Annotated in this window: 18 protein-coding genes; all 18 read left to right on the top strand. The window is 69.4% G+C overall.

All coding sequences use genetic code 11. From position 1 onward, the window contains the following. Positions 1–49: 49 nt before the first annotated feature. The 18 genes from AB0D34_RS27145 to AB0D34_RS27060 all read left to right on the top strand — a co-directional run bounded on the left by AB0D34_RS27145 (position 50) and on the right by AB0D34_RS27060 (position 22402). Positions 50–805 (top strand): MBL fold metallo-hydrolase, encoded by a 756-nt coding sequence (locus AB0D34_RS27145; protein ID WP_362665708.1) that lies wholly within the window; start codon positions 50–52, stop codon positions 803–805. Between the two features lie 172 nt (positions 806–977). Continuing rightward, positions 978–1634, top strand: a complete 657-nt coding sequence (locus AB0D34_RS27140; RefSeq protein WP_362665706.1) for a GntR family transcriptional regulator — start codon at positions 978–980, stop codon at positions 1632–1634. Further along, a complete protein-coding gene (locus tag AB0D34_RS27135) occupies positions 1631–2542 on the top strand; it encodes a dihydrodipicolinate synthase family protein (RefSeq protein WP_362665704.1) in 912 nt (303 codons plus the stop codon). Before AB0D34_RS27140 ends, AB0D34_RS27135 begins: the two co-directional genes overlap by 4 nt. Next, positions 2539–4275 (top strand): L-arabinonate dehydratase, encoded by a 1737-nt coding sequence (gene araD / locus AB0D34_RS27130; protein ID WP_362665702.1) that lies wholly within the window; start codon positions 2539–2541, stop codon positions 4273–4275. The genes AB0D34_RS27135 and araD overlap by 4 nt, the downstream gene beginning before the upstream one ends. 171 nt (positions 4276–4446) lie before the next feature. Continuing rightward, positions 4447–5382 carry a sugar ABC transporter permease gene (locus AB0D34_RS27125; RefSeq protein WP_362665700.1) on the top strand — a complete coding sequence of 312 codons (936 nt, stop codon included), beginning with the start codon at positions 4447–4449 and terminating at the stop codon, positions 5380–5382. After that, a complete protein-coding gene (locus AB0D34_RS27120; protein WP_362665699.1) occupies positions 5379–6275 on the top strand; it encodes a carbohydrate ABC transporter permease in 897 nt (298 codons plus the stop codon). Before AB0D34_RS27125 ends, AB0D34_RS27120 begins: the two co-directional genes overlap by 4 nt. Positions 6276–7050: 775 nt before the next feature. After that, on the top strand, positions 7051–8334 hold the full coding sequence (locus AB0D34_RS27115) for a pectate lyase (RefSeq protein WP_362665697.1): 1284 nt from the start codon (positions 7051–7053) through the stop codon (positions 8332–8334). Continuing rightward, positions 8331–9506 (top strand): Gfo/Idh/MocA family oxidoreductase, encoded by a 1176-nt coding sequence (locus AB0D34_RS27110; RefSeq protein WP_362665695.1) that lies wholly within the window; start codon positions 8331–8333, stop codon positions 9504–9506. Before AB0D34_RS27115 ends, AB0D34_RS27110 begins: the two co-directional genes overlap by 4 nt. Then, entirely contained in the window at positions 9503–10348 is an 846-nt protein-coding gene (locus tag AB0D34_RS27105) for a PmoA family protein (protein ID WP_362665693.1), read from the top strand. Before AB0D34_RS27110 ends, AB0D34_RS27105 begins: the two co-directional genes overlap by 4 nt. Then, positions 10345–11847 carry a family 43 glycosylhydrolase gene (locus AB0D34_RS27100; protein ID WP_362665691.1) on the top strand — a complete coding sequence of 501 codons (1503 nt, stop codon included), beginning with the start codon at positions 10345–10347 and terminating at the stop codon, positions 11845–11847. Before AB0D34_RS27105 ends, AB0D34_RS27100 begins: the two co-directional genes overlap by 4 nt. A gap of 33 nt (positions 11848–11880) precedes the next feature. Next, positions 11881–13890 (top strand): pectinesterase family protein, encoded by a 2010-nt coding sequence (locus AB0D34_RS27095; protein ID WP_362665689.1) that lies wholly within the window; start codon positions 11881–11883, stop codon positions 13888–13890. 57 nt (positions 13891–13947) lie between these two features. Further along, positions 13948–15291: a sugar ABC transporter substrate-binding protein gene (locus tag AB0D34_RS27090; protein ID WP_362665687.1), complete on the top strand. Its 1344-nt coding sequence runs from the start codon at positions 13948–13950 to the stop codon at positions 15289–15291. A gap of 94 nt (positions 15292–15385) precedes the next feature. Beyond that, a complete protein-coding gene (locus tag AB0D34_RS27085; RefSeq protein WP_362665685.1) occupies positions 15386–16186 on the top strand; it encodes a rhamnogalacturonan acetylesterase in 801 nt (266 codons plus the stop codon). Between the two features lie 49 nt (positions 16187–16235). After that, positions 16236–17555, top strand: coding sequence for a polysaccharide lyase family 1 protein (locus tag AB0D34_RS27080; RefSeq protein WP_362665683.1), 1320 nt, complete (start codon positions 16236–16238; stop codon positions 17553–17555). A 304-nt stretch (positions 17556–17859) separates the two neighbouring features. Then, on the top strand, positions 17860–18990 hold the full coding sequence (locus AB0D34_RS27075; RefSeq protein ID WP_362665681.1) for a pectinesterase family protein: 1131 nt from the start codon (positions 17860–17862) through the stop codon (positions 18988–18990). Beyond that, a complete protein-coding gene (locus AB0D34_RS27070; protein ID WP_362665679.1) occupies positions 18990–20015 on the top strand; it encodes a pectinesterase family protein in 1026 nt (341 codons plus the stop codon). Before AB0D34_RS27075 ends, AB0D34_RS27070 begins: the two co-directional genes overlap by 1 nt. Continuing rightward, complete coding sequence (locus tag AB0D34_RS27065) at positions 20008–21258, top strand: pectate lyase (protein WP_362665677.1); 1251 nt, start codon at positions 20008–20010, stop codon at positions 21256–21258. Before AB0D34_RS27070 ends, AB0D34_RS27065 begins: the two co-directional genes overlap by 8 nt. Continuing rightward, complete coding sequence (locus tag AB0D34_RS27060) at positions 21245–22402, top strand: alpha/beta fold hydrolase (protein ID WP_362665675.1); 1158 nt, start codon at positions 21245–21247, stop codon at positions 22400–22402. The genes AB0D34_RS27065 and AB0D34_RS27060 overlap by 14 nt, the downstream gene beginning before the upstream one ends. Positions 22403–22441: the final 39 nt, after the last annotated feature.

The following is a 22441-nucleotide window of genomic DNA, read 5'->3' as shown; positions in this document are numbered from 1 at the left end:
GAACGGAAACCGGCTCCGGGCGGGAGGTCCGGACCGTACGCTCCCCAGCATGCCGCCCCTCAGCCTCACCGTTCTCGGTACCGCCTCCCCGCACCCGGAGCCGGGCCGCCCCTGCTCCGGGTATCTGCTGCGCGGTGGGGGCGCCGAGGTGTGGGTGGACGCCGGGCCCGGAACCTTCGCGGAGTTGCAGCGGCACACCAACCCCTCCCGGCTGACGGCGATCTGGATCTCCCACCTCCACGCCGACCACAGCGCCGATCTGCTGTCCGCCGTCTACGCCTTCGCGTACGGCGGACTCACCCCGCCCGCCCCGATCCCGGTGTACGCCCCACCGGGCGCCGCCCACCGGCTCGCCGGGTTCTTCGGGCGGGCCGACGTCGGCTTCCTCAGCGGGGTTCTGGACTTCCAGCCCCTGTACGACGGCCACGAGGCCCGGCACTGGAACCTCCGGCTCACCTCCCGGGCCGTCGCCCACGACGCCGAGGCGTACGGGCTGCGCGCCGAGTGCGCGGGCCGCGTCTTCGCGTACTCCGGGGACAGCGGACCCTGCACCGCCCTCGTCGAACTGGCCGCGGAATCCGACGTGTTCCTGTGCGAGGCGGACATCGACCGGCATCGCGAAGGCGAACAGGTCCATCTGACACCCGAGGACGCGGGTGACATCGCCCGCAAGGCCGGGGTGCGGGAGCTGATCGTCACACACGTCGGACCCACGCTCACCAGGGACGCGGCGACCGCCCGCGCGGCCGTCGCCTTCGCCGGGCGCACCACTACGGCCTTCGAGGGCGCCACCCGGCTCGTCTGACCCTCGTCTTCACCGCAACTTCAACTTCCTTTGCCAGAAGCATTGACGAAACATCACGCCCCTCCTACCTTCAACGCGTCGTACTTCGTACGTCATATATGAGACGCGATACGTGAGATCAGATACGCAAGATCCGATACGAGATCCGATACGCGAGATCCGAGAGGCGCGCATGACCTCTGTGCCCACGCCGATCCCCTCCCGCACGCAGTACGTGCAGGAGGAGATCAAACGCCGCATCCTCACCGGGCGCCTGACGCCTGGTCAGGCCCTGGTGGAGACCGAACTCGCCGCACAGTTCGGGGTGTCCAAGACCCCGGTGCGCGAGGCTCTCAAGACCCTGGCCGGGACCGGGCTCGTCGTGATGAACCAGTACAAGGGCGTCACGGTGCGCATGGTGGACGCGGACATGGCGCGCGAGGTCTACGACGTCCGCCTGCTCCTCGAACCCGAGGCGCTGAAGCGGGCGGTACGGCGAGGGGCCTCCCTCGATGCCGCGCGCGACGCCCTCACCCGGGCCGACGGCGCCACCGACACCGCCGAACGCTCCCTCGCCAACCGGGAGTTCCACCGCGCCCTGTATCTGCCGTGCGGCAACCCGCTGCTCGGCCGGATGCTCGACGAGGTCCGCGACCAGGCCGCCCTGGTCTCCGCCGTCGCCTGGGCCGCCTCGCCCTCCTGGGAGCGGGAGGCCGACGAGCACCGGGAGATCCTGCGGCTCGCCCTGGACGGCGACGGTGACGGCGCGGCCCGCGCCCTGCACGCCCACATCGCGTCCTTCGTCGAGCGAGCGTTCCCCGGAGTGCTGGACCAGGAAGGTCAGGAATGAGCAGCGAGACGTTCGAGACCCAACGGGCGGCCCTGGCCGACGTGGTGGCGATCCCGGTGACCCCGTTCGCCGAGGACGGCACCATCGACCAGGACGCCCACCGGGCCCTGCTGCGTCGGCTGCTCGACGGCGGGATCACCACCCTCACCCCCAACGGGAACACCGGCGAGTTCTACACCCTCAGCCCCGAAGAGCGCCGACTGGTCACGGAGTTGACCGTCGACGAGGCCGGGGACCGGGCGGACATCCTGGTCGGCGTCGGGCATGACCTCCCGACCGCCGTCGCCTCCGCCCAGCACGCCCGTGAGCTCGGCGCGGGGATGGTCATGGTCCACCAGCCCGTCCACCCCTACGTCTCGCAGAGCGGCTGGGTCGACTACCACCGCGCGATCGCCTCGGCCGTCCCGGAGCTGGGAGTCGTCCCGTACATCCGCAACGCCCAGCTCGGCGGCGACCGTCTCGCCGAACTCGCCGACACCTGCCCGAACGTGATCGGTGTGAAGTACGCCGTCCCGGACGCGGCCAGGTTCGCCGCCTTCGCACGGGACGCGGGCCTTGAGCGGTTCGTGTGGGTGGCCGGCCTGGCCGAGCCCTACGCCCCCTCCTACTTCTCGGCGGGCGCCACCGGCTTCACCTCGGGACTCGTGAACGTCGCCCCTGCCGTTTCGCTGAACATGATCGAGGCGCTTCGATCCGGTGACTACCCGGCCGCCATGAAGGTCTGGGAGCAGATCCGCCGCTTCGAGGAACTCCGTGCGGCGAACGGCTCCGCCAACAACGTCACCGTCGTCAAGGAGGCCCTCGCCTCCCTCGGCCTGTGCCGCCGCGAGGTCCGCCCGCCGAGCCGCACCCTGCCCGAGGACGAGCGCGCCGAGGTCGCCGTGATAGCCGCGGGGTGGTCGATATGACCGACAGGGAGCGAATGAGCCCGGAGGAACTACGGAGCCACCAGTGGTACGGCACCGACGGGCAGTTGCGCACCTGGTCGCACAACGCCCGTATGCGTCAGCTCGGTTACGAGGCGGAGGAGTACCGGGGCCGCCCGGTGATCGCCGTCCTCAACACCTGGTCCGACATCAACCCCTGCCACGTCCATCTGCGTGAGCGCGCCGAGGCGGTCAAGCGGGGCGTGTGGCAGGCCGGGGGCTTCCCGCTCGAATTCCCGGTCGCCACGCTGTCGGAGACCTACCAGAAGCCGACCCCGATGCTCTACCGCAACCTCCTCGCGATGGAAGCGGAGGAGCTGCTGCGGTCGTATCCGATCGACGCGGCGGTGCTGCTCGGCGGCTGCGACAAGTCGACTCCGGCGCTGCTCATGGGCGCCACCTCCGCCGACGTCCCCTCGATCTTCGTGCCCGCGGGTCCGATGCTTCCGGGGCACTGGCGCGGGGAGACCCTCGGGTCCGGTACCGACATGTGGAAGTACTGGGACGAGCACCGCGCGGGCAACCTGACCGACTGTGAACTCCGCGAGCTCCAGGGCGGGTTGGCGCGTTCGCCCGGTCACTGCATGACCATGGGGACCGCGTCCACCATGACCGCGGCCGCGGAAGCCCTTGGCATGACCCTGCCGGGAGCCTCCTCGATCCCGGCCGTGGACTCCGCGCACGAGCGCATGGCCGCCGCCTCCGGACGCCGGTCCGTGGAACTCGCCTGGACCGGGCTCAAGCCGTCCGAGATCCTGACCCGGGAGGCCTTCGAGGACGCCGTCACCACGGCGCTCGGGCTCGGCGGCTCCACCAACGCGGTGATCCACCTGATCGCGATGGCGGGCCGTGCCGGGATCACGCTCACCCTCGACGACTTCGACCGCATCGCGCGTACCGTGCCGGTGCTGGCGAACGTACGGCCCGGCGGACAGACGTACCTCATGGAGGACTTCTACTTCGCCGGCGGCCTGCCCGCCTTCCTCTCCCGGATCACCGACCTGCTGCACCTCGAACGGCCCACCGTCAACGGGACGTTGGGGGAGCAGCTCGAAGGAGCCGTCGTCCACAACGACGACGTCATCCGCACCCGTGAGAACCCGGTCGCGAGCGAGGGCGGGGTCGCCGTCCTGCGCGGCAACCTCTGCCCGGACGGCGCGGTCATCAAGCACATCTCCGCCGAGCCGCACCTGCTCAAGCACACCGGGCCCGCGGTCGTCTTCGACGACTACAAGACCATGCAACGCACCATCAACGACCCGGCGTTGAACATCACCGCCGACAGCGTGCTGGTGCTGCGCAACGCGGGACCCAAGGGCGGGCCCGGTATGCCCGAGTACGGCATGCTCCCCATCCCCGACCACCTGCTCAAGCAGGGCGTCCGGGACATGGTCCGCATCTCCGACGCCCGCATGAGCGGCACGAGTTACGGCGCGTGCGCGCTCCACGTGGCCCCCGAGTCGTACGTCGGCGGACCGCTCGCCCTGGTGCGAACGGGGGACTCGATCACGCTGGACGTCGAGGCGCGTTCTCTCCAACTCAACGTGGACGACGAGGAGTTGGAGGCACGTCGTAAGGACTGGGTTCCCCCGCCCACCCGCTTCGAACGCGGCTACGGCGCCCTCTACAACGACCAGATCACCCAGGCGAACACCGGCTGCGACTTCGAGTTCCTGGCAAGGCAGGGCAAGGTCCCAGATCCATACGCCGGTTGACCGGTCCCACTCAGGGGCGCGGGGCTGTATCGATATGCGGCTCCGCCGCGTGGGCGCGACAAGCCACAGCGGACCCGCAGTCGCCACACGGCCACAAGAGGCACTCACGCACAGCGAGAAAGCGCTTCCCGTACGACCTACGCACGACGTACCGAGATCGGAGACCCTGTCATGGCCCAAGCCGCAGCCGTGGCGAAACCGCCCGCGCCACCCCGGCGGCGCCGTGCCTCAGCCACGCCGCGCAGGCTGCCGTACCTGCTGATCGCACCGGCGGCCCTGCTGATGCTGGGCTTCATCGCCTACCCGGTCATCAGCGTCTTCTACTACAGCCTGCAGAACTACAACCCCACCAAGCCATGGCGGAACGGATACGCCGGCTTCGACAACTTCGTCCAGATCTTCACCAAGGACCCGCAGTTCTGGGACACGCTGACCTTCAGCGCCAAGTGGGTCTTCGTCGAGGTCGGACTCCAGCTGCTGTTCGGTCTGGCGCTCGCGCTGATCGTCAACCAGACCTTCGTGGGCCGGGCGGTGGGCCGCGCGCTCGTCTTCTCCCCGTGGGCCGTGTCCGGTGTGCTGACCTCCGCGATCTGGGTGCTGCTCTACAACTCCCAGACGGGCATCACCCGTTACCTCGCCGACATGGGCATCGGCTCCTACGGCACCAGCTGGCTGTCGGACACCTCCACCGTCTTCTCGGCGACGGTCGTCGCCGACCTGTGGCGCGGTGTCCCCTTCTTCGCGATCCTCATCCTCGCCGACCTCCAGTCCGTCTCGAAGGACCTGTACGAGGCCGCCGAGGTCGACGGGGCCAGCAAGATCAAGCAGTTCTGGCACATCACGCTGCCGCACCTCAAGGACGCGATCATCCTGTCCACGCTGCTGAGGGCGGTGTGGGAGTTCAACAACGTCGACCTGCTCTACACGCTGACCGGCGGCGGCCCGGCCGGAGAGACCACGACTCTCCCCCTCTACATCGCCAACACCAGTGTCGACGCCCACAACTTCGGCTACGCGTCCGCCCTGACCACGGTCGCGTTCGTGATCCTGCTCTTCTGCTCGATGGTCTACCTGCGGCTGAGCAAGTTCGGAAGGGAGGCCAAGTGATCACCAAGGAGGCCACCGAGACCGCGCCCGCCCCGGTGAGCGCACCGCCTGAGACCCCGCGTCCCGTCAAGCACCGGCGTGCCTGGGACGAGGCCCCACGCTGGCAGATCTACACACCGCTGTCGATCTACCTCGTCTTCACCCTGATCCCCTTCTACTGGATCCTGCTCTTCGCGCTGCGCCCGGCCGGCTCGACCTCGTTGGTGCCCTGGCCGATCACCTTCGACCACTTCGAGAAGGTGTGGACGGAACGGTCGTTCGGCACGTACTTCGAGAACAGCGTGTACGTCGGTCTCGCCACGCTGGTGATGACGACGCTGGTCGCCCTGGCCGGCGGTTACGCCCTCGCGCGGTTCGACTTCAAGGTCAAGAACGCGTTCATGCTGGCGCTGCTGTGCTCGCAGTTCGTGCCGGGCGCGCTGCTTCTGGTGCCGCTGTTCGAGATCTTCGCCGAGCTGCAGATGATCAACTCGCTGGGCAGTGTCATCATCGCCGAGACGGTGTTCCAGCTGCCGCTGTCGATGATCCTGATCAGCAACTTCATCAAGAACGTGCCGTACTCCCTGGAGGAGGCGGCCTGGGTCGACGGCTGCAACCGCCTGACGGCCTTCAGGATCGTCGTCCTTCCGCTCCTCCGCCCCGGCTTGATCGCGGTCGGCTCCTTCGCCTTCGTGCACTCCTGGAACCACTTCCTGTTCGCCCTGATGTTCCTCAACAACCAGGACAAGCAGACGATCCCGGTCGGCCTCAACACCCTGATGAGCGCGGACAGCGTCGACCTCGGCGCGCTGGCCGCCGGCGGCATCATCGCGGCGGTGCCCGTGGTGATCGTCTTCGCCTTCATCCAGAAGTGGCTGATCACGGGCTTCAGCGCGGGGGCGGTGAAGGGATGAGACTCCGTCGGATCAGCGCGCCGGGGGCCTTGGGGGCAGCCGGTGACGGTCATGACCAGTCGGTCGGCTGCCGGACCGGGGTGCCGGGACCGTGCGGAACCGCGGTCGCCCGTGCCGCGTCCGGGTGGTCCGGCGTCCTGGTCCGCGCCGGGGCACACGGCCGGCGTCCCACGGGGAGCAGGCGGGTGCTCGGGGGAGCGGCTTCGGCTGACGGCCGGGTCTCGGCGCGGTCGGACGTCGGTCCGCGGGCGGGGGCGGCTGCGATCGGTCGAGGTCCGAGGACTCCCCGGCGAGCCACGGCCCCCCAGTCCGGCAGGGGGGTGACGGAGAGGTGAGGCTTCGTCGGAGCGAGGTGTCGGGCCTGGTGGGTCTCGTGGTCCGAGCCGAGGGCCGTGCCACGGCTGCGAGTGTTCGGGAGCCGTCGGTCTTCGGTTTCGGAGCGCTGGGGGTGGCGGGGTGAGGTTGCGTCAGCTTGCTGTGCTGACCGCTGTGTTGGGGCTGGTTGGTGTCGTGGTCCGGGCTGAGGGTCGTGCTGTCGGGCGGGTCCTCCTGGGGGTGAACGACGACCGGTTGTCCGGTGCGGCGGGCGTGACGCTCGGCCGCGGTCGTGCCACGGCTGAGAGTGTTCGGGAACCGTCTTTCCTCGGCAGGGAGGTGAGGATGTGAGGCTGCGTCAGTTCGCTGTTCTGACCGGTGTGTTGGCTGTCGCTCGTGTCCTCCTGAGGATGAACGAGGGCCGGCGGCCGGCTCCCGGTTCCGGAGTGGGGGTGTGGACATGAGGTTGCGTCAGATCGCGGTACTCACCGGTGCGTTGGGGCTCTTCTGTCTGCCCGCCCACGCCGAGGACCGTGACATCAGCCGGGACACGCTGCCCGCGAACGACGGCTGGGCCGCCGAGGGTGAAGGCACCACCGGAGGTTCCGCCGCCGACCCGGCGCACGTCTACACCGTCACCGACCGGGCCGGACTGGTCCGCGCCCTCGACGGCGGCAGCGCCACCCCGAAGATCATCAGGATCGCCGGGACCATCGACGCCAACACCGGCGACGACGGCGACCGCCTGGACTGCGCGGACTACGCCACCGACGGGTACTCGATCAAGAAGTACCTCGCCGCCTACGATCCCCGCACCTGGGGCTCCGCCAAGCCCAGCGGCCCGCAGGAGGAGGCCCGGCAGGCCTCCGCGAAGAAGCAGGCAGAGCGGGTCGAGCTGCTCGTCGGGTCCAACACCACGATCGTCGGACTCAAGGGAGCCGTACTGAAAGGCGGAAGCCTTCAGGTCAGGAACGCCACCAACGTCATCGTCCGCAACCTCGACCTCCGCGACGCCTACGACTGCTTCCCCGTCTGGCAGCCCAACACCGGCGGCCTCGGCGACTGGAAGACGGCGTACGACAACATCTGGCTGGCCGGCGCCACCCATGTCTGGGTCGACCACGTGACCCTCAGCGACAAGGGCCACCCGGACTCCGAGGAGCCCACCTACTTCGCCCGCAACCTCCTGCGCCACGACGGACTGCTGGACATCACCAACGGCTCCGACCTGGTCACCGTCTCCTGGAGCCGCTTCGCCGACCACGACAAGGCGATGCTCATCGGCAACAGCGACTCGGCCTCCGGCGACCGGGGCAGGCTCCGGGTCACCCTGCACCACAACGAGTTCGAGTCCGTCGTACAGCGCGCGCCCCGCGTCCGCTTCGGGCAGGTGCACGTCTACAACAACCGGTACGTCGTCCCCGGCGACGACTACCGCTACTCCCTCGGAGTCTCCACCGAGTCCGGGATCCACGCCGAGAACAACGCATTCCACACCCTCGGCCACATCGAGGTCGCCAACCTCGTCAAGAGCTGGAACGGCAGCGCGCTCCACCAGACCGGCACGCTCTTCAACGGCTATCCGGTGGACCTTCTCACGATCTACAACGCCTACAACTCGGGCAGCGAGCGTGATCTCACGGCGGACGTGGGCTGGACGCCTACCCTGCACACAAAGATCGACAGCGCCGCCGTGGCCGACCGAGAGGTGGCGCGTGGCGCGGGCGCAGGGAGGATGCCATGAACACCGTAGACACCATGGGCACCGTAGACATCGTCCTGGCGGGCGCGCGCGGCCACGGCCGCTGGCACCTGGAGAACATCCGCCGGCTCCAGGACAAGGGGATCGTACGGCTGGCGGGGATCTGCGAGCTGACCCCGCTGACCGCGGACGAGCTCCCCGAAGGCCTCGCCACGCCCGAAAGCACGCCTGAGCAGTCCGCCGACTTCGGCGCGCTCCTCGACTCCACCGGCGCCCGGATCGCGGTGATCTGCACCCCGATCCCGACCCACACGGACCTGGCGCTGGAGGCGGCCCGCCGAGGCGTGCACCTCCTCCTGGAGAAGCCCCCGGCGCCGTCGTACGCCGAGTTCCGCCGCATGGCCGACGGAGTCGCCGCCGCCGGGGTCGCCTGCCAGATCGGCTTCCAGTCGCTGGGCTCGCACGCCGTGCCCGCGATCCGCGAGCTGGTCGAGGAGGGCGCGATCGGCGAGCTGACCGGCATCGGCGGCGCCGGTGCCTGGGCCCGCGCCGAGTCGTACTACCGGCGTGCGCCCTGGGCGGGCAAGCGGCGGATGAACGGCGTCGACGTCATCGACGGCGCCCTGACCAACCCGCTCGCACACGCCGTCGCGACCGCGCTCGCCCTGGGCGACGCGAGCCGCGCCGAGGACGTCACCCGTATCGAGACCGAGCTGCTGCGCGCCAACGACATCGAGTCCGACGACACCTCCTGCGTCCGTGTCACCACCGCGACCGGCCTGAAGGTCACCGTCGCCGCGACCCTGTGCGCCGAGGACCCCGACGAGCCGTACGTCGTCGTGCACGGCAGCCACGGCCGCATCACCTACTGGTACAAGCAGGACCGCGTGCTGCTCCAGCGGGCCGGCCACGGCCCCGAGGAGTACGAGTACGGCCGCACCGACCTGCTGGAGAACCTGGTCGACCACGTCACCGACGGCGACGAGCTCCTGGTCGTCCCGGAGGTGACCGGCGCGTTCATGAAGGTCGTTGAAGCGATTCGAACGGCCCCCGACCCGACCCCGCTCCCGGCCACGGCCTGGCACCTGCTCCCCGACGAGGAGCGCCGGGTCGTCCCCGGCATCGACGGACTCGTCGCGGCCGCCGCCGACTCCCTCTCCCTCTACTCCGAGCTGGGCGCCGGCTGGAGCAACCCCCACGAGGTGAGCACATGACGACTCCCGACTCCCCGGTCCTGCGGGTCGCGGGCCGCCCGGTCGGCCGCTATGTCACCCGGCCCGAGCTGCCCGCCCGGCTCTCCCCACGTCCCTATCTGCACCCCGTCACCACCCTGGCCGGCACGGCGGTCACCGAACTCAGCCCCGCCGACCACATCCACCACCTCGGCGTCGGTGTAGCCGTTCCCGACGTCGAGGGGCACAACTTCTGGGGCGGGCGCACCTACGTCCGCGACCAGGGCCCGACCGAGCTCGACAACCACGGCGCCCAGCGTCACAGCTCCTTCCAACTCCGCGACCCCGACGGCTTCGTGGAGGAGCTGCGGTGGATCGCCTCCGGAACCGAGTTACTGCGCGAGCGCCGTACGGTCGCGGCCACCGAACTGACCGGTGCCGCCTGGGCGTTGGACTTCACCTTCTCCCTGACCAACGTCACCCAGGATCCGCTCTCGATCGGCAGCCCGGCCACCAACGGGCGTCCCGGCGCGGCCTACGGCGGCTTCTTCTGGCGAGCCCGCAAGGAACAGGGGGCGCCGGACGTCTTCACCGTCGACCGCGAGGGTGAGGCCGCGATCCACGGCACGTGTGCCGACTGGGTCGCCCTCGCCGGCGGCACCTGGACGCTCGTCTTCGCCGGGGCCACCGACCAGACCCGTCGGGACCCGTGGTTCGTGCGCGCCGACGAGTACCCGGGCGTGGGCTCCTCGCTCGCCTCCGACGCGAGGCTCCCGATCCCGCCCGGCGAGACCGTCGTACGGCGGATCGTCACCGTCGTCGCGGACGGCCGCCTGCCCAGGCTCGAAGTGGCGGCCCTGGTACGGAAGGCGGTCAGCCAGTGACGACCTACACCAATCCCGTCCTGAACGCCGACTGGTCCGATCCCGATGTCATCCGCGTCGGTGACGACTTCTACCTCACCGCCTCCAGCTTCGGCCGCGTCCCCGGACTGCCGCTGCTGCACTCCCGCGACCTCGTCAACTGGACGCTCGTCGGACACGCCCTCGAACGCCTCGAACCGGCAGGGGAGTTCACCAAGCCCCGGCACGACTGCGGTGTCTGGGCTCCTTCCCTCCGCTACCACGACGAACGGTTCTGGATCTTCTGGGGCGACCCCGACCAGGGCATCTTCCAGATCAACGCCCCCGGGATCAGGGGCCCTTGGACCCGCCCGCACCTCCTGAAGTCGGGCAAGGGCCTGATCGACCCCTGCCCCCTGTGGGACGAGGAGACCGGCGAGGCCTACCTCGTGCACGCCTGGGCCAAGTCCCGCTCCGGCGTCAAGAACCGCCTCACCGGCCACCGGATGGATCCCGACGGCCGCGGGCTCCTGGACGAGGGCAAGGTGATCGTCGACGGCGACCGGATACCCGGCTGGTTCACCCTCGAAGGCCCCAAGCTCTACCGGCACGACGGCTGGTTCTGGATCCTCGCTCCCGCGGGGGGCGTGGAGACCGGCTGGCAGGGCGCCTTCCGCTCACGCGGGTTCTTCGGCCCGTACGAGGAGAAGGTCGTCCTGGAACAGCGGGACACCGACGTCAACGGCCCCCACCAGGGCGGCTGGGTGCGCACCCCGTCAGGCCAGGACTGGTTCCTGCACTTCCAGCAGAAGGGCGCCTACGGCAGGGTCGTCCACCTCCAGCCGATGCGCTGGGGTGAGGACGGCTGGCCGGTGCTCGGCGATGCGGGCGCCCCCGTCGCCGTACACAAGAAACCCGACCTGCCACCGCAGCCGGACGCGGCGCCCGCCACCGACGACGACTTCCCCGGCGGACGCTTCGGCCGCCAGTGGCAGTGGACCGCCAACCCGCAGCGCGGCTGGGCCACCCACCACTCCGGTGACGGCCTCCGCCTCACCTGCGTCCGCACGGCAGACGCGCACGACCTGCGCAAACTGCCGAACGTCCTCACCCAGCGGCTGCCCGGTATGCCATCGGCGGTCGAGGTGGAACTGCAATTGCACAGCGAGGAGCCGGGGGCGCGGGCCGGACTCGCCGTCCTCGGTGACGCCTTCAGCTGGATCGGGCTCCAGCGCGGGGCCGACGGGGCGGTCCACCTCGTGCACCGGTTCGCCGAGGGCGTCGCCGAGCAGGAGCGGGACGCCGACCATCCGCGATCCGCACCCACCGGAAGGGTGCGGCTGCGGATCGAGATCGGCGCCGGGGCCCGCTGCCGGTTCTTCTACGACCTGGGCGACGGTCCGCGCCCTTCCGGCCCCGTCTTCGCCGCCACCCCCTGGCGTTGGGTCGGAGCCCTGCTCGGACTGTTCGCCCTCGCGCCCGTCGGAGGAGGACACGCCGGCGCGGCAACCTTCTCGCACTTCAGGATCGACCACCTGTAACGCACCGAACCCGTAAGCCTGTTGGGAGCCGCAATGACGCAGCACCTGAATAGCAAGCGCTTGCCGAGACCGGGGTACGGCAGAGTCGTGGCCGCCGTACTCGGCCTCGTGGCCGCCCTGGGCCTCGGGGCGGTCGGAGAGGCGAGGGCCACCTCCGGGGCATCGGCCTCCGACGCGCGGGTCTCCGGCGCGTCGGCCTCCGTGGACCGCTTCGACGACCGGCCGCACGGCTTCGCCTCCCTCGCCGGCGGCACCACCGGAGGGGCCGGCGGCAAGGTCGTCACCGTCACCGACCAGGCCTCACTGGCCAGGTACGCGGCGGCCGAGGAGCCGTACGTCATCCGGGTATCGGGCGCCATCGCCGTCGAGCCGTTCGGCTCGGACATCGTGGTCGGATCCGACAAGACGATCATCGGCGTCGGCGACACCGGCGAGATCGTCCACGGCGAACTGCATCTCAACCCCGGCACCCATAACGTGATCATCCGCAACCTGACGATCCGGGACTCGTACGTCGAGGGCGACTGGGACGGCAAGACCACCGACTTCGACGCCATCCAGATGGACACCGTCGACCACGTCTGGATCGACCACAACACCTTCGAGCACATGGGTGACGGGCTGCTCGACATCCGCAAGGACAGCCAGTACATCACCGTCTCGTACAACCAGTTCCGCAACCACAACAAGGCGTTCGGGATCGGCTGGACGACCAACGTCCTGACCCAGATCACCATCGACCACAACTGGTTCACGGGGACCAAGCAACGCAACCCCTCGGCGGACAACTGCGCCTACGCCCACCTCTACAACAACTACCTCTCGGCGCAGGTGGCCGACGGGGACCCGGTGTGGACGTACGGGAACTGGGCGCGCGGCCGGACGAAGATGGTGATCGAGAGCAGTTACTACGACGGTGTCCAGCATCCGTACCAGGCTGACGCCACCGCCGAGTTGGTGCAGCGCGGATCGATCCTGAGGAACACGAGTGGCCGAACCGACGCCTGGGGTACGGCCTTTGACCCGCGGTCCTTCTACGACTACCGGCTGGATCCCGCGGCCGCCGTGCCGGCGCTGGTGTCCCGGTTCTCCGGGCCGCAGCAGCGGATCGGTGTGACCCTGCACGTCCCCGGTGATCACCCGACCGTGCAGGCCGCCGTGGACGCCGTACCCGACGGCAACACCGTGCCGGTGACGATCGCCGTCGCGCCGGGCACCTACCGGGCCAAGGTCCTCATTCCCGCGACCAAGCCGAACATCGTGCTGCAGGGGACTGGACACGACCGGTCCGACACCGTCATCGTCTTCGACACGCCTGCCGCGTACGGCGGTTCGACGGGCAGCGCGACGGTCCGGATCGCCGCGAACGACGTCACCGCCCGCCACCTCACCTTCAGCAACGACTTCGACGAGGCCGCGGTCGAGCTGAACGGCGAGCAGGCCCTCGCGATGAAGACGACCGGCGACCGGATCGTCTTCGAGGACACCGCCTTCCTGGGCAACCAGGACACCCTGATGACCGACAGCCCCAAGCTGGACGTGATCAGCCGGGTCTACATCCGCGACTCGTACATCGAGGGCGATGTCGACTTCCTCTACGGCCGCGCGACCACCGTCGTGGAACGGTCCGTGATCCGGTTGCTGAGCCGCGGTTCCACCACCAACAACGGCTACATGACGGCTGCTTCGACCTGGACGGGCAACCCGTACGGGTTCCTGATCACCCGGTCGAAGGTCGTGAGCGACGCGCCGGACCAGTCCTTCCACCTGGGTCGGCCCTGGCACCCGGGCGGTGAACCCGCCGCCGTGGCCCAGGTGTTGATCCGGGACACCGCACTGCCGGCCGCGGTGAAGTCCTCCCCGTGGACAGACATGAGCGGCTTCTCGTGGAAGGACGCGCGGTTCGCCGAGTACCGGACCTACGGGCCGGGGGCCGTCGTGACCGCGGACCGTCCGCAGCTGAGCGACGCCGACGCCAGGTCGTACACCGTCGCGAACTACCTCAAGGGCACGGACGGCTGGGCCCCCCACGCCCACCACTGAACCTCCCCCCACAACTTCACATCTCCGCTGGAATCAGAAGAAGAAGAGAGCCGATCAATGAAGATCAGTATCCGCAGAAGCAGGCGCGCTGCCATAGCCGTCGCCCTCGGGTCCGTCCTGGCGCTGACCGCCACCGCCTGCGGTGACGACGGCAGCGGGGCCGGCGGCGACAAGGGCGACGAGGGCAGCGGCAAGGGCAAGATCGTCTTCTGGGACAACAACGGCGGTGTGCGCACCGACATCTGGAAGGAGGTCATCGCCGACTTCCAGAAGGCGAACCCCGACATCAAGGTCGAGTACGTCGGCATCGCGTCCACTGAGTACCAGTCCAAGGTCGACACCGCCATCCAGGGCGGCGGCCTGCCGGACGTCGGCGGTGTCGGCGCGGCCATGCTCGCCGGGTTCTCCGCGCAGAACGCGCTGGAGCCGCTGGACGACCGGCTCGCCAAGTCCTCCCTGAACGGCAAGCTCAACGAGAACATGGTCGAGTCGCTGAAGGCGGCCGGGGGCGGCGACGGGACCCTGTACTCGATCCCGACCTCCGCCAACAACGGTGTGCTGTACTACCGGACCGACCTGTTCAAGAAGGCCGGCCTGGACGAGCCGACGACCTGGGAGAAGTTCTACGACGCGGCGGCGAAGCTCACCGACGCCAAGAAGAACGAGTTCGGGTACACCATCCGTGGTGGAGCCGGGTCCATCGCCCAGGCCCTGGACGCCTCGTACGGGCAGAGCGGGATCACCTCGTTCTGGAACGGCGACAAGACCACGCTCAACGACCCGAAGAACGTGGCGGCGCTGGAGAAGTACGCGGCGCTGTACAAGAAGGACACTCCGGCCGCCGACCTCAACAACGACTTCACCAAGATGGTCGCGCAGTGGGACTCCGGCACGATCGGGATGCTGAACCACAACCTGGGGTCGTACCAGGACCACGTGAAGGCGCTCGGGGCCGAGAAGTTCCGGGGGATCCCGCAGCCGATCGGCCCCGGCGGCAAGCGGGTCCAGGTGTCCAACCCCGTTGACGGGCTCGGGGTGTTCAAGAGCTCGAAGAACAAGGACGCCGCCTGGAAGTTCATCGAGTTCGCCACCTCGCACGAGGAGAACTCGAAGTTCAACGAGTCGGCGGGGCAGGTGCCGTCCAACAACGACGCCGCCAAGGACTCGTGGATCGCGGAGACGGAGCCCACGAAGTTGGCTGCGGCCGCGCTGACCGACGGGTCCACGAGCATTGTTCAGCTGCCGTACTACCTGCCCGACTGGAACACCATCTCCAAGGCCGACAACGAGCCGAACTTCCAGAAGGTGCTGCTCGGGGACATGAGTGCGAAGGACTTCCTGGACACCATGGCCGACCAGCTGAACAAGGCTCAGGCCGAGTGGAAGGAACAGAACGGCTGAGAAGTCGGGTGGTTCCGGTTGTGGGGAGCTGCCGGCCGGTTGTGGCTGGTCGCGCAGTTCCCCACGCCCCCAAAAGCAGAAAGGTGCACCGGACATGTCCCTTACCCGTAGACAGGTCACCGTGGCGGCGATGGCCGCCGTGCCCGTCGCTCTGAGCGCGACCAGTACCGCTCAGGCCGCTCCTCGAAGAACACGCACCCTCTACATCGCCGGTGATTCCACCGCCGCCCAGAAGTATTCCGACGCCGCCCCCGAGACCGGGTGGGGCATGGCGCTTCCCTTCTTTCTGCACAAGGATGTGCCCGTCGCCAATCACGCCGTGAACGGACGGAGTTCGAAGTCCTTTGTCGACGAGGGGCGGCTCGATGTCGTTCTCGGGCTGATCAAGCCCGGTGACTTCCTCCTCGTTCAGTTCGCGCACAACGACGAGAAGACCGCCGACCCGACCCGGTACACCGAGCCCTGGACGACGTACCAGGACTATCTGCGGCTGTACATCGACGGCGCCCGTGCCAGGGGTGCCCGGCCGGTGCTCGCCACGTCCGTCGAGCGGCGCAAGTTCGACGCGAGCGGCAATGCGGTGCCGACCCACGGGGAGTATCCCGCCGCGATGCGGGCGCTCGCCGAGGAGGAGGGCGTGGCGCTGCTCGACATCCAGGCCCTGTCGCTCGCCCTGTGGCAGAAGCTCGGGGTCGAGGAGACCAAGACGTACTTCAACTGGACGGCCACCGAGCAGGACAACACGCACTTCAATCCGCCCGGTGCCATTGCAGTAGCGCGACTGGTCGCCCGTGAGCTCCTGCGGCACCGCGTACTGGCGCACCGGGACGTGTGCCGTCTCGACGCCGAGATTCCCGAGTCCTGGATCACCTGGCCGTCGCCGGCCACCGTCTGACCCCTTCTGTTCTTTCCCGGAAAGTCCTTCCCGAAAAGAGAGCCGCACAGTGAACACACATGTATGGCATGGGCATGTCATAACAAAGAATCTGGTCGTGGCCGGCTGCACCGCCCTCGTCCTCGCGGTCACCGGCACCACCGCCCAGGCCAAGGGGCATGACGTCACCCGTGAGGCCCTCGCCGCGAACGACGGCTGGGGCTCCTACGGCACCGGCACCACCGGAGGCGCGGCCGCCGACGCCGACCACGTCTACACCGTCACCGACTGGGCCGGGTTCAAGGCCGCCCTCGCCGCCGGCGGCAGCGCACCCAAGATCATCAAGGTGAAGGGGACCATCGACGCCGTCTCCGAGGGCTGCGACTCGCTCGCCGCGCCCGGCTATGACTTCGACGCCTACCTGGCGAAGTACTCGCCCGAGGCCTGGGGCCTGGACACCGACCTGAGCGCCGAGCCGGCCGACAGCCCCGAGGGACTGCGCCGCGCCTCTGCCGCCAACCAGGACCAGACCATCAAGGCGAACATCCCCGCCAACACCACGATCATCGGCATCGGCAAGAACGCCGGGTTCAAGGGCGCCAGCTTCCAGATCAAGGCCGTCGACAACGTCATCATCCGGAACCTGACCTTCGAGAGCCCCATCGACTGCTTCCCGCAGTGGGACCCGACCGACGGCGCCAAGGGCAACTGGAACTCCGAGTACGACACCGCCGTCGTGTACGGCTCCACCCATGTCTGGCTGGACCACAACACCTTCACCGACGGCTCCCACCCGGACAGTGCCGCGCCCACCTACTTCGGCATGCTCTACCAGCAGCACGACGGTGAGCTGGACATCGTCCGCGGCGCGAACTACGTCACCGCCTCCTGGAACGTCTTCACCGAGCACGACAAGACGATCCTGATCGGTAACAGCGACAGCGAGTCCACCGCGGTGGGGGACCGCGGCAAGCTCAAGGTCACCTTCCACCACAACGAGTTCTCCAACCTTGTCGAGCGCGCGCCCCGCGTGCGCTTCGGACAGGTCGACTCCTACAACAACCACTTCGTGGCCGACGACGACTACGCCTACAGCTTCGGCATCGGCAAGGAGTCCCAACTCGTCGCCGAGCACAACGCGTTCACGCTGCCGGCGGGGATCAGCGCGGCCAAGGTGCTCAAGCGGTGGAACGTCTCGCCGCTCACCGCCGCGGACAACTACGTCAACGGCACGCTCACCGACCTGATCGCCGTCCACAACGCCGAGATCCCCGCCGAGACCCTGGAGTCCGGCGCGGGCTGGACGCCCACCCTGCGCACGAAGATCGACCCCGCCAAGAAGGTCCCGGGGATCGTCGGCCGCGGCGCGGGCGCCGGCGGGGTCTGCTGACACCGGCCCCTGCGACCGGCCGGGTCTGTTGACACCGGGCCTCTTCGATCGGCGAGGTCTGCTGACACCGGCCCCTGCGACCGGCGGGGTCTGCTGACACCGGCCCCTGCGACCGGCCGGGTCTGTTGACATCCGGCCCCTTCGACCGGCCAGGTCTGTTGACACCCGGCCCCTTCGACCGGCCGGGTCTGTTGACACCGGCCCCCTGACCGGCCGGGGCGGAATCCAGCGGCCGCCCCGGCCACCTCTCCACCCCCCACGCGAGGCACCCCACCACAGAGCCGCGTTCCCAAGGAGCACCCGCATGCCCTCGCACCACGATCGACTCCCCGTGTCCAGAAGGGGATTCCTCCTGGCGAGCACCGGAGCGGCAGCCGCGCTCGCCCTCACGTCGAGCCCCGCACGGGCCGCCGGTGCCCGGCGTCCGTTCGGGCGGTTCGGATCACCCTCCGCCCGCCTCACCCCGCAGACGCTGTACGTCGACCCGCAGGGCCGCGGCGACCACACCACCGTCAAGGACGCCGTGACCGCCGCCACCGGCAGCGGCTGGACCCTCGTCCTCGCCCCCGGCACCTACCGGGAGACCGTCGCCGTCGACGCCACCCGCACCGAGGCCACCTGGATCGGCGCCTCCGAGGACCCCCGGGACGTCGTCATCGTCTACGACAACGCGGCCGGCACCCCCAAGCCCGGCGGCGGCACCTACGGCACCACCGGATCGGCCACCACCACCGTGCAGGCCGACGGCTTCACCGCCCGCTGGATCACCTTCGCCAACGACTGGCTGCGCGCCGACCACCCCGGCATCACCGGCACCCAGGCTGTCGCCATCAAGGTCCAGGGCGACCGCTCCGCCTTCCACCACTGCCGCTTCCTCGGCCATCAGGACACCCTGTACGCCGACTCGATCGCCCTGACCTCCTTCGCCCGCCAGTACTTCGCGCACTGCTACGCCGAGGGCGACGTCGACTTCGTCTTCGGCCGGGCCACCGCCGTCTACGAGCACTGCCACTTCCGCACCCTGAACCGGACCGACCTGGCGGCGGCGCCGTACGGCTTCGTGTTCGCGCCCTCGACGGCGGGGGCCAACCCGCTCGGCCACCTGGTCACCAGGAGCCGTGTCAGCAGTGAAGCACCGGACGCCTACTACAAGTTGGCGCGACCCTGGGTGCCCAGTTCCGACACCACCGCGAAGCCGAGTCTCACCGTCCGCGACACCTGGCTCGGCCCCGGCATCGACGCGCTCGCGCCCTACACCAACATGTCGGACGCCTTCCCCTGGCAGAACCAGCGGTTCGCCGAGTACCGAAACACCGGCCCCGGCGCCCGGATCACCGTCCCGGAGAACCGTCCCCAACTCACCCCTGTCCAGGCCGAGTCGGCGACCCGGGAGGCCTACCTCGGCGACTGGCGCCCCTGGAAGGAGACGTGCTGATGCGCAGACGCACCCTTCTCACGGCCGGTCTCGGACTCGCGGTGGCGGGAGCCACCCCGGCCTTCGCCGGCGGAGGTCACCGCGTCCTCCACGTCCGCCCCGGCGACTCGGTCCAGGCCGCCGTCGACGCGGTCACCGGCCCCGGCTGGACGATCGTCGTGCACCCCGGCACATATCGCGAGGTCGTCAACATCCCCGCCGCCGCAGCGGAGTTGACCGTGCGCGGCGCCGTCCGCGACCCCCGTGCCGCCGTCATCGTGTACGACAACGCCAACGGCACCCAGAAGCCCGACGGCTCCGGCACCTACGGCACCGCCGGATCCGCCACCTTCACCTCCGCGGCCCCCGGCCTCACCGTACGCGACCTCACCCTCGCCAACGACTGGCTGCGCGCCGACCACCCCGAGATCACCGGCACCCAGGCCGTCGCGGCCTACACCTACGGCGACCGCACCCACTTCGAGAACGTCCGGCTCCTGGCCCACCAGGACACCCTCTTCGTCGAGACGGCAGCTTTGGACGTCTTCGACCGGCAGTACTTCCGCCGCTGCTACATCGAGGGCGACGTGGACTTCGTGTTCGGCCGGGCCACCGCCGTCTTCGAGGAGTGCCACTTCCACACCCTCCAGCGGGACGTGGCCTTCACCCCCAAGGGCATGGTCTTCGCCCCCGCCACCGCCCGCGCCAACCCCTACGGCATCCTCGCCGTCCGCTCCCGCATCACCTCGGGCGCGGAGGATGCGGCGTACAAGCTGGCAAGGCCGTGGGTGCCGTCGTACGAGACGACCGCCTGGCCGTCCCTCGTCGTGCGGGACACCCGGATCGGGCCGGGGATCGACCCGGTGACCCCGTACACCAACATGCGGGAGCAGTACCCCTGGCAGACCATGCGCTTTCGGGAGTACGGCAACACCGGCCCTGGCGCGGTGATCTCGGTGCCGGAGAACAGGCCCCAACTGACCCCCCAGGAAGCGCGGTTGCACACCAGGGCGACTTACCTGGGCGACTGGCGGCCCCGTGCGTAGGGCGGCCGCCGCCCTGCTGGCCTGCGTGTGCCTGACCCTGGGCTGGGCACCGCAGGCCTCCGCCGCGGAGCGTGGTCCCGTCGGCTGGGCCTCCACGGGAACCGGCACCACCGGCGGCGCGGGCGGCACCACCTGGACCGTGCACACCCGCGCCGAGCTCAAGGAGGCCCTCGCCAACGCCGGCGACCCCGCCGCGCCCAAGGTGATCCGGGTCGTCGGGGACGTCAACGGCCATGAGGCGGACGACGGATCACTGCTGGGCGAGCAGGACTACGCGCCCGGATACGACCTCGCCCAGTACATGTCCTGCTTCGGCGAGGACGGCACGACCTGGTCCGACACCCGCCATGACTACTGCAAGCAGCAGCGGCAGCTCCGCCAGACCGGCTCCAACAAGGAGAAGGCGCAGATCCAGCTGACCGTGCCGAGCAACACGACACTCGTCGGCGTCGGCGCTGACGCCCGGCTCCTCGGCGTTTTCCTGACGGTCAACACCGGCACCAACATCGTCGTACGGAACCTCCGACTCGAAGCCCCGGTCGACCACTTCACCAGCTGGTCCCCGGGTGACGGCTGGAACGCCCGCTTCGACGCCATGACCGTCATCACCGGCAAGAACATCTGGGTCGACCACTGCACCTTCACCGACGGCCGCTTCCCGGACCGCGAGGCGCCCGTCGGCTTCCACGGCGAGCACGTGCAACGCCATGACGGACTGCTGGACATCGAGGACGGCTCCGACTACATCACCGTCTCCGACACCCGGTTCACCGACCACGACAAGGCGCTGCTCATCGGGTCGGGAGACGGCCGCGGCGACCGTGACCGCGGGCACCTCAAGGTGACCTTCCTGCGGAACCTCTTCACCGACATCGTGCAGCGCGGCCCCCGCGTCCGCTTCGGACAGGTGCACGTCCTCAACAACGTGTACGTGTCCCGGAGCCGGACCCCCCTCTACGCCCTGGGTGTCGGTGTGGAGTCGGCCCTCTACTCCGAGCGCAACGTCTTCCGGTACGACGCGAGCCTCGCCGACTACGGGGGTGAGCACTTCCACGACACCGGCTCCTGGGTCAACGGCCGCCCGGCCCGCCTGAACGCGGAGGCCGCGGGGCTCGGACTGACCGACGACGTGGGCTGGGACCCGGCCGACGTCTACCACTACCGGCCGCTCACCTCCCGCGCGGCGGTCGAGCACCACGTCCTGACGCACGCCGGCACCGGGAGGCAGTATGCGCGGCCATGAGACCGTCGGCCGACGGGCGTTCGTGGTGGGCGCAGGAGCGGCCATGCTGGCCGGGGGAGCGGTGAGCCCCGCGGAGGCCGGGGTGGTGGACGGCCCGCTGCCCGACTTCTACCCGGCGCTCAAGAACCGGCTGAACTTCCCCCTCGCCTGGGGGACTTCACCGGTCCGCGGCTTCGGGGCCTGGCGACGCGCGGCCCGCGCAAAGGTCGAGGAGCACCTCCTCGTCGACCCCGAGACCAGAACGCCGTATACACCCGAGTTCACCGACCGGAACCAAGGCGACGGCTACACAAGGGAGTTGGTCACCCTCTCCCTCACCCGCCACGAACGCGTCCGCGCCGCCCTGCTCACCCCGCACGGCCCCGGACCGTTCCCCGCCGTACTGCTGCTCCACGACCACGGGGCGAAGTTCGACATCGGCAAGGAGAAGCTGGTCAGGCCCTGGTACGACGACACCCGGCTCCCCTCCGCGCAGGGCTGGGCCGACAAGTACTTCAGCGGCAGGTTCGTCGGCGACGAGCTGGCCCGGCGCGGCTATGTCGTGCTGTGCGCGGACGCGCTCGGCTGGGGCGACCGCGGACCGATCACCTACGACCAACAGCAGGCGCTGGCAAGCAACTTCTACAACCTCGGCTCCTCACTCGCCGGACTCATGGCCCGCGAGGACGCCCGCGCCGCAGAGTTCCTGGCCGGACTGAAAAGGGTGGACGCCAGGAGGATCGCCGCCGTCGGGTTCTCCATGGGCGCCTACCGCGCCTGGCAGACCGCCGCGTTGACCGACAGCGTCGCGGCCACGGCGTCCGTCTGCTGGATGACCGGTCTCAGGGAAATGATGGTGCCCGGCAACAACACCCTGCGCGGACAGTCCAGTTACTACATGCTCCACCCGGGGCTGCCCCGGTTCCTCGACTTCCCCGACGTGGCGAGCATCGCCGCACCCAGGCCGATGCTCTTCTTCAACGGCGGGCTCGACCCGCTGTTCCCCGCCGACGGCGTCACCGTGGCGTACGACAAGCTGCGCGCCGTCTGGCACTCCCGCCACGCCGAGGAGCGGTTGCACCTGAAGACCTGGCCCGACCTCGGCCATGTCTTCGTCGACCGCATGCAGGACGAGATCTTCGGCTGGCTCGACTCCGTCCTCTGATCCCCCCTCCCCGAAAAAGCACGACGAAAGGACCCGCAC

The sequence above is a fragment of the Streptomyces sp. NPDC048420 genome, from assembly GCF_040651535.1.
In the GTDB taxonomy this organism is placed as follows: Bacteria; Actinomycetota; Actinomycetes; order Streptomycetales; family Streptomycetaceae; genus Streptomyces.
Note: the sequence above shows the minus strand (reverse complement) of the source record. Positions and strands in the feature narration are given on the sequence as shown.

Bases quoted from the DNA above. Each gene is read 5' to 3' on its own strand.
- AB0D34_RS27145 (WP_362665708.1), top strand. From the start codon at position 50: ATGCCGCCCCTCAGCCTCACCGTTCTCGGTACCGCCTCCCCGCACCCG.
- AB0D34_RS27135 (WP_362665704.1), top strand. From the start codon at position 1,631: ATGAGCAGCGAGACGTTCGAGACCCAACGGGCGGCCCTGGCCGACGTG.
- AB0D34_RS27070 (WP_362665679.1), top strand. From the start codon at position 18,990: ATGCGCAGACGCACCCTTCTCACGGCCGGTCTCGGACTCGCGGTGGCG.
- AB0D34_RS27140 (WP_362665706.1), top strand. From the start codon at position 978: ATGACCTCTGTGCCCACGCCGATCCCCTCCCGCACGCAGTACGTGCAG.
- AB0D34_RS27085 (WP_362665685.1), top strand. From the start codon at position 15,386: ATGTCCCTTACCCGTAGACAGGTCACCGTGGCGGCGATGGCCGCCGTG.
- AB0D34_RS27125 (WP_362665700.1), top strand. From the start codon at position 4,447: ATGGCCCAAGCCGCAGCCGTGGCGAAACCGCCCGCGCCACCCCGGCGG.
- AB0D34_RS27110 (WP_362665695.1), top strand. From the start codon at position 8,331: ATGAACACCGTAGACACCATGGGCACCGTAGACATCGTCCTGGCGGGC.
- AB0D34_RS27060 (WP_362665675.1), top strand. From the start codon at position 21,245: ATGCGCGGCCATGAGACCGTCGGCCGACGGGCGTTCGTGGTGGGCGCA.
- AB0D34_RS27095 (WP_362665689.1), top strand. From the start codon at position 11,881: ATGACGCAGCACCTGAATAGCAAGCGCTTGCCGAGACCGGGGTACGGC.
- AB0D34_RS27115 (WP_362665697.1), top strand. From the start codon at position 7,051: ATGAGGTTGCGTCAGATCGCGGTACTCACCGGTGCGTTGGGGCTCTTC.
- AB0D34_RS27105 (WP_362665693.1), top strand. From the start codon at position 9,503: ATGACGACTCCCGACTCCCCGGTCCTGCGGGTCGCGGGCCGCCCGGTC.
- araD (WP_362665702.1), top strand. From the start codon at position 2,539: ATGACCGACAGGGAGCGAATGAGCCCGGAGGAACTACGGAGCCACCAG.
- AB0D34_RS27075 (WP_362665681.1), top strand. From the start codon at position 17,860: ATGCCCTCGCACCACGATCGACTCCCCGTGTCCAGAAGGGGATTCCTC.
- AB0D34_RS27090 (WP_362665687.1), top strand. From the start codon at position 13,948: ATGAAGATCAGTATCCGCAGAAGCAGGCGCGCTGCCATAGCCGTCGCC.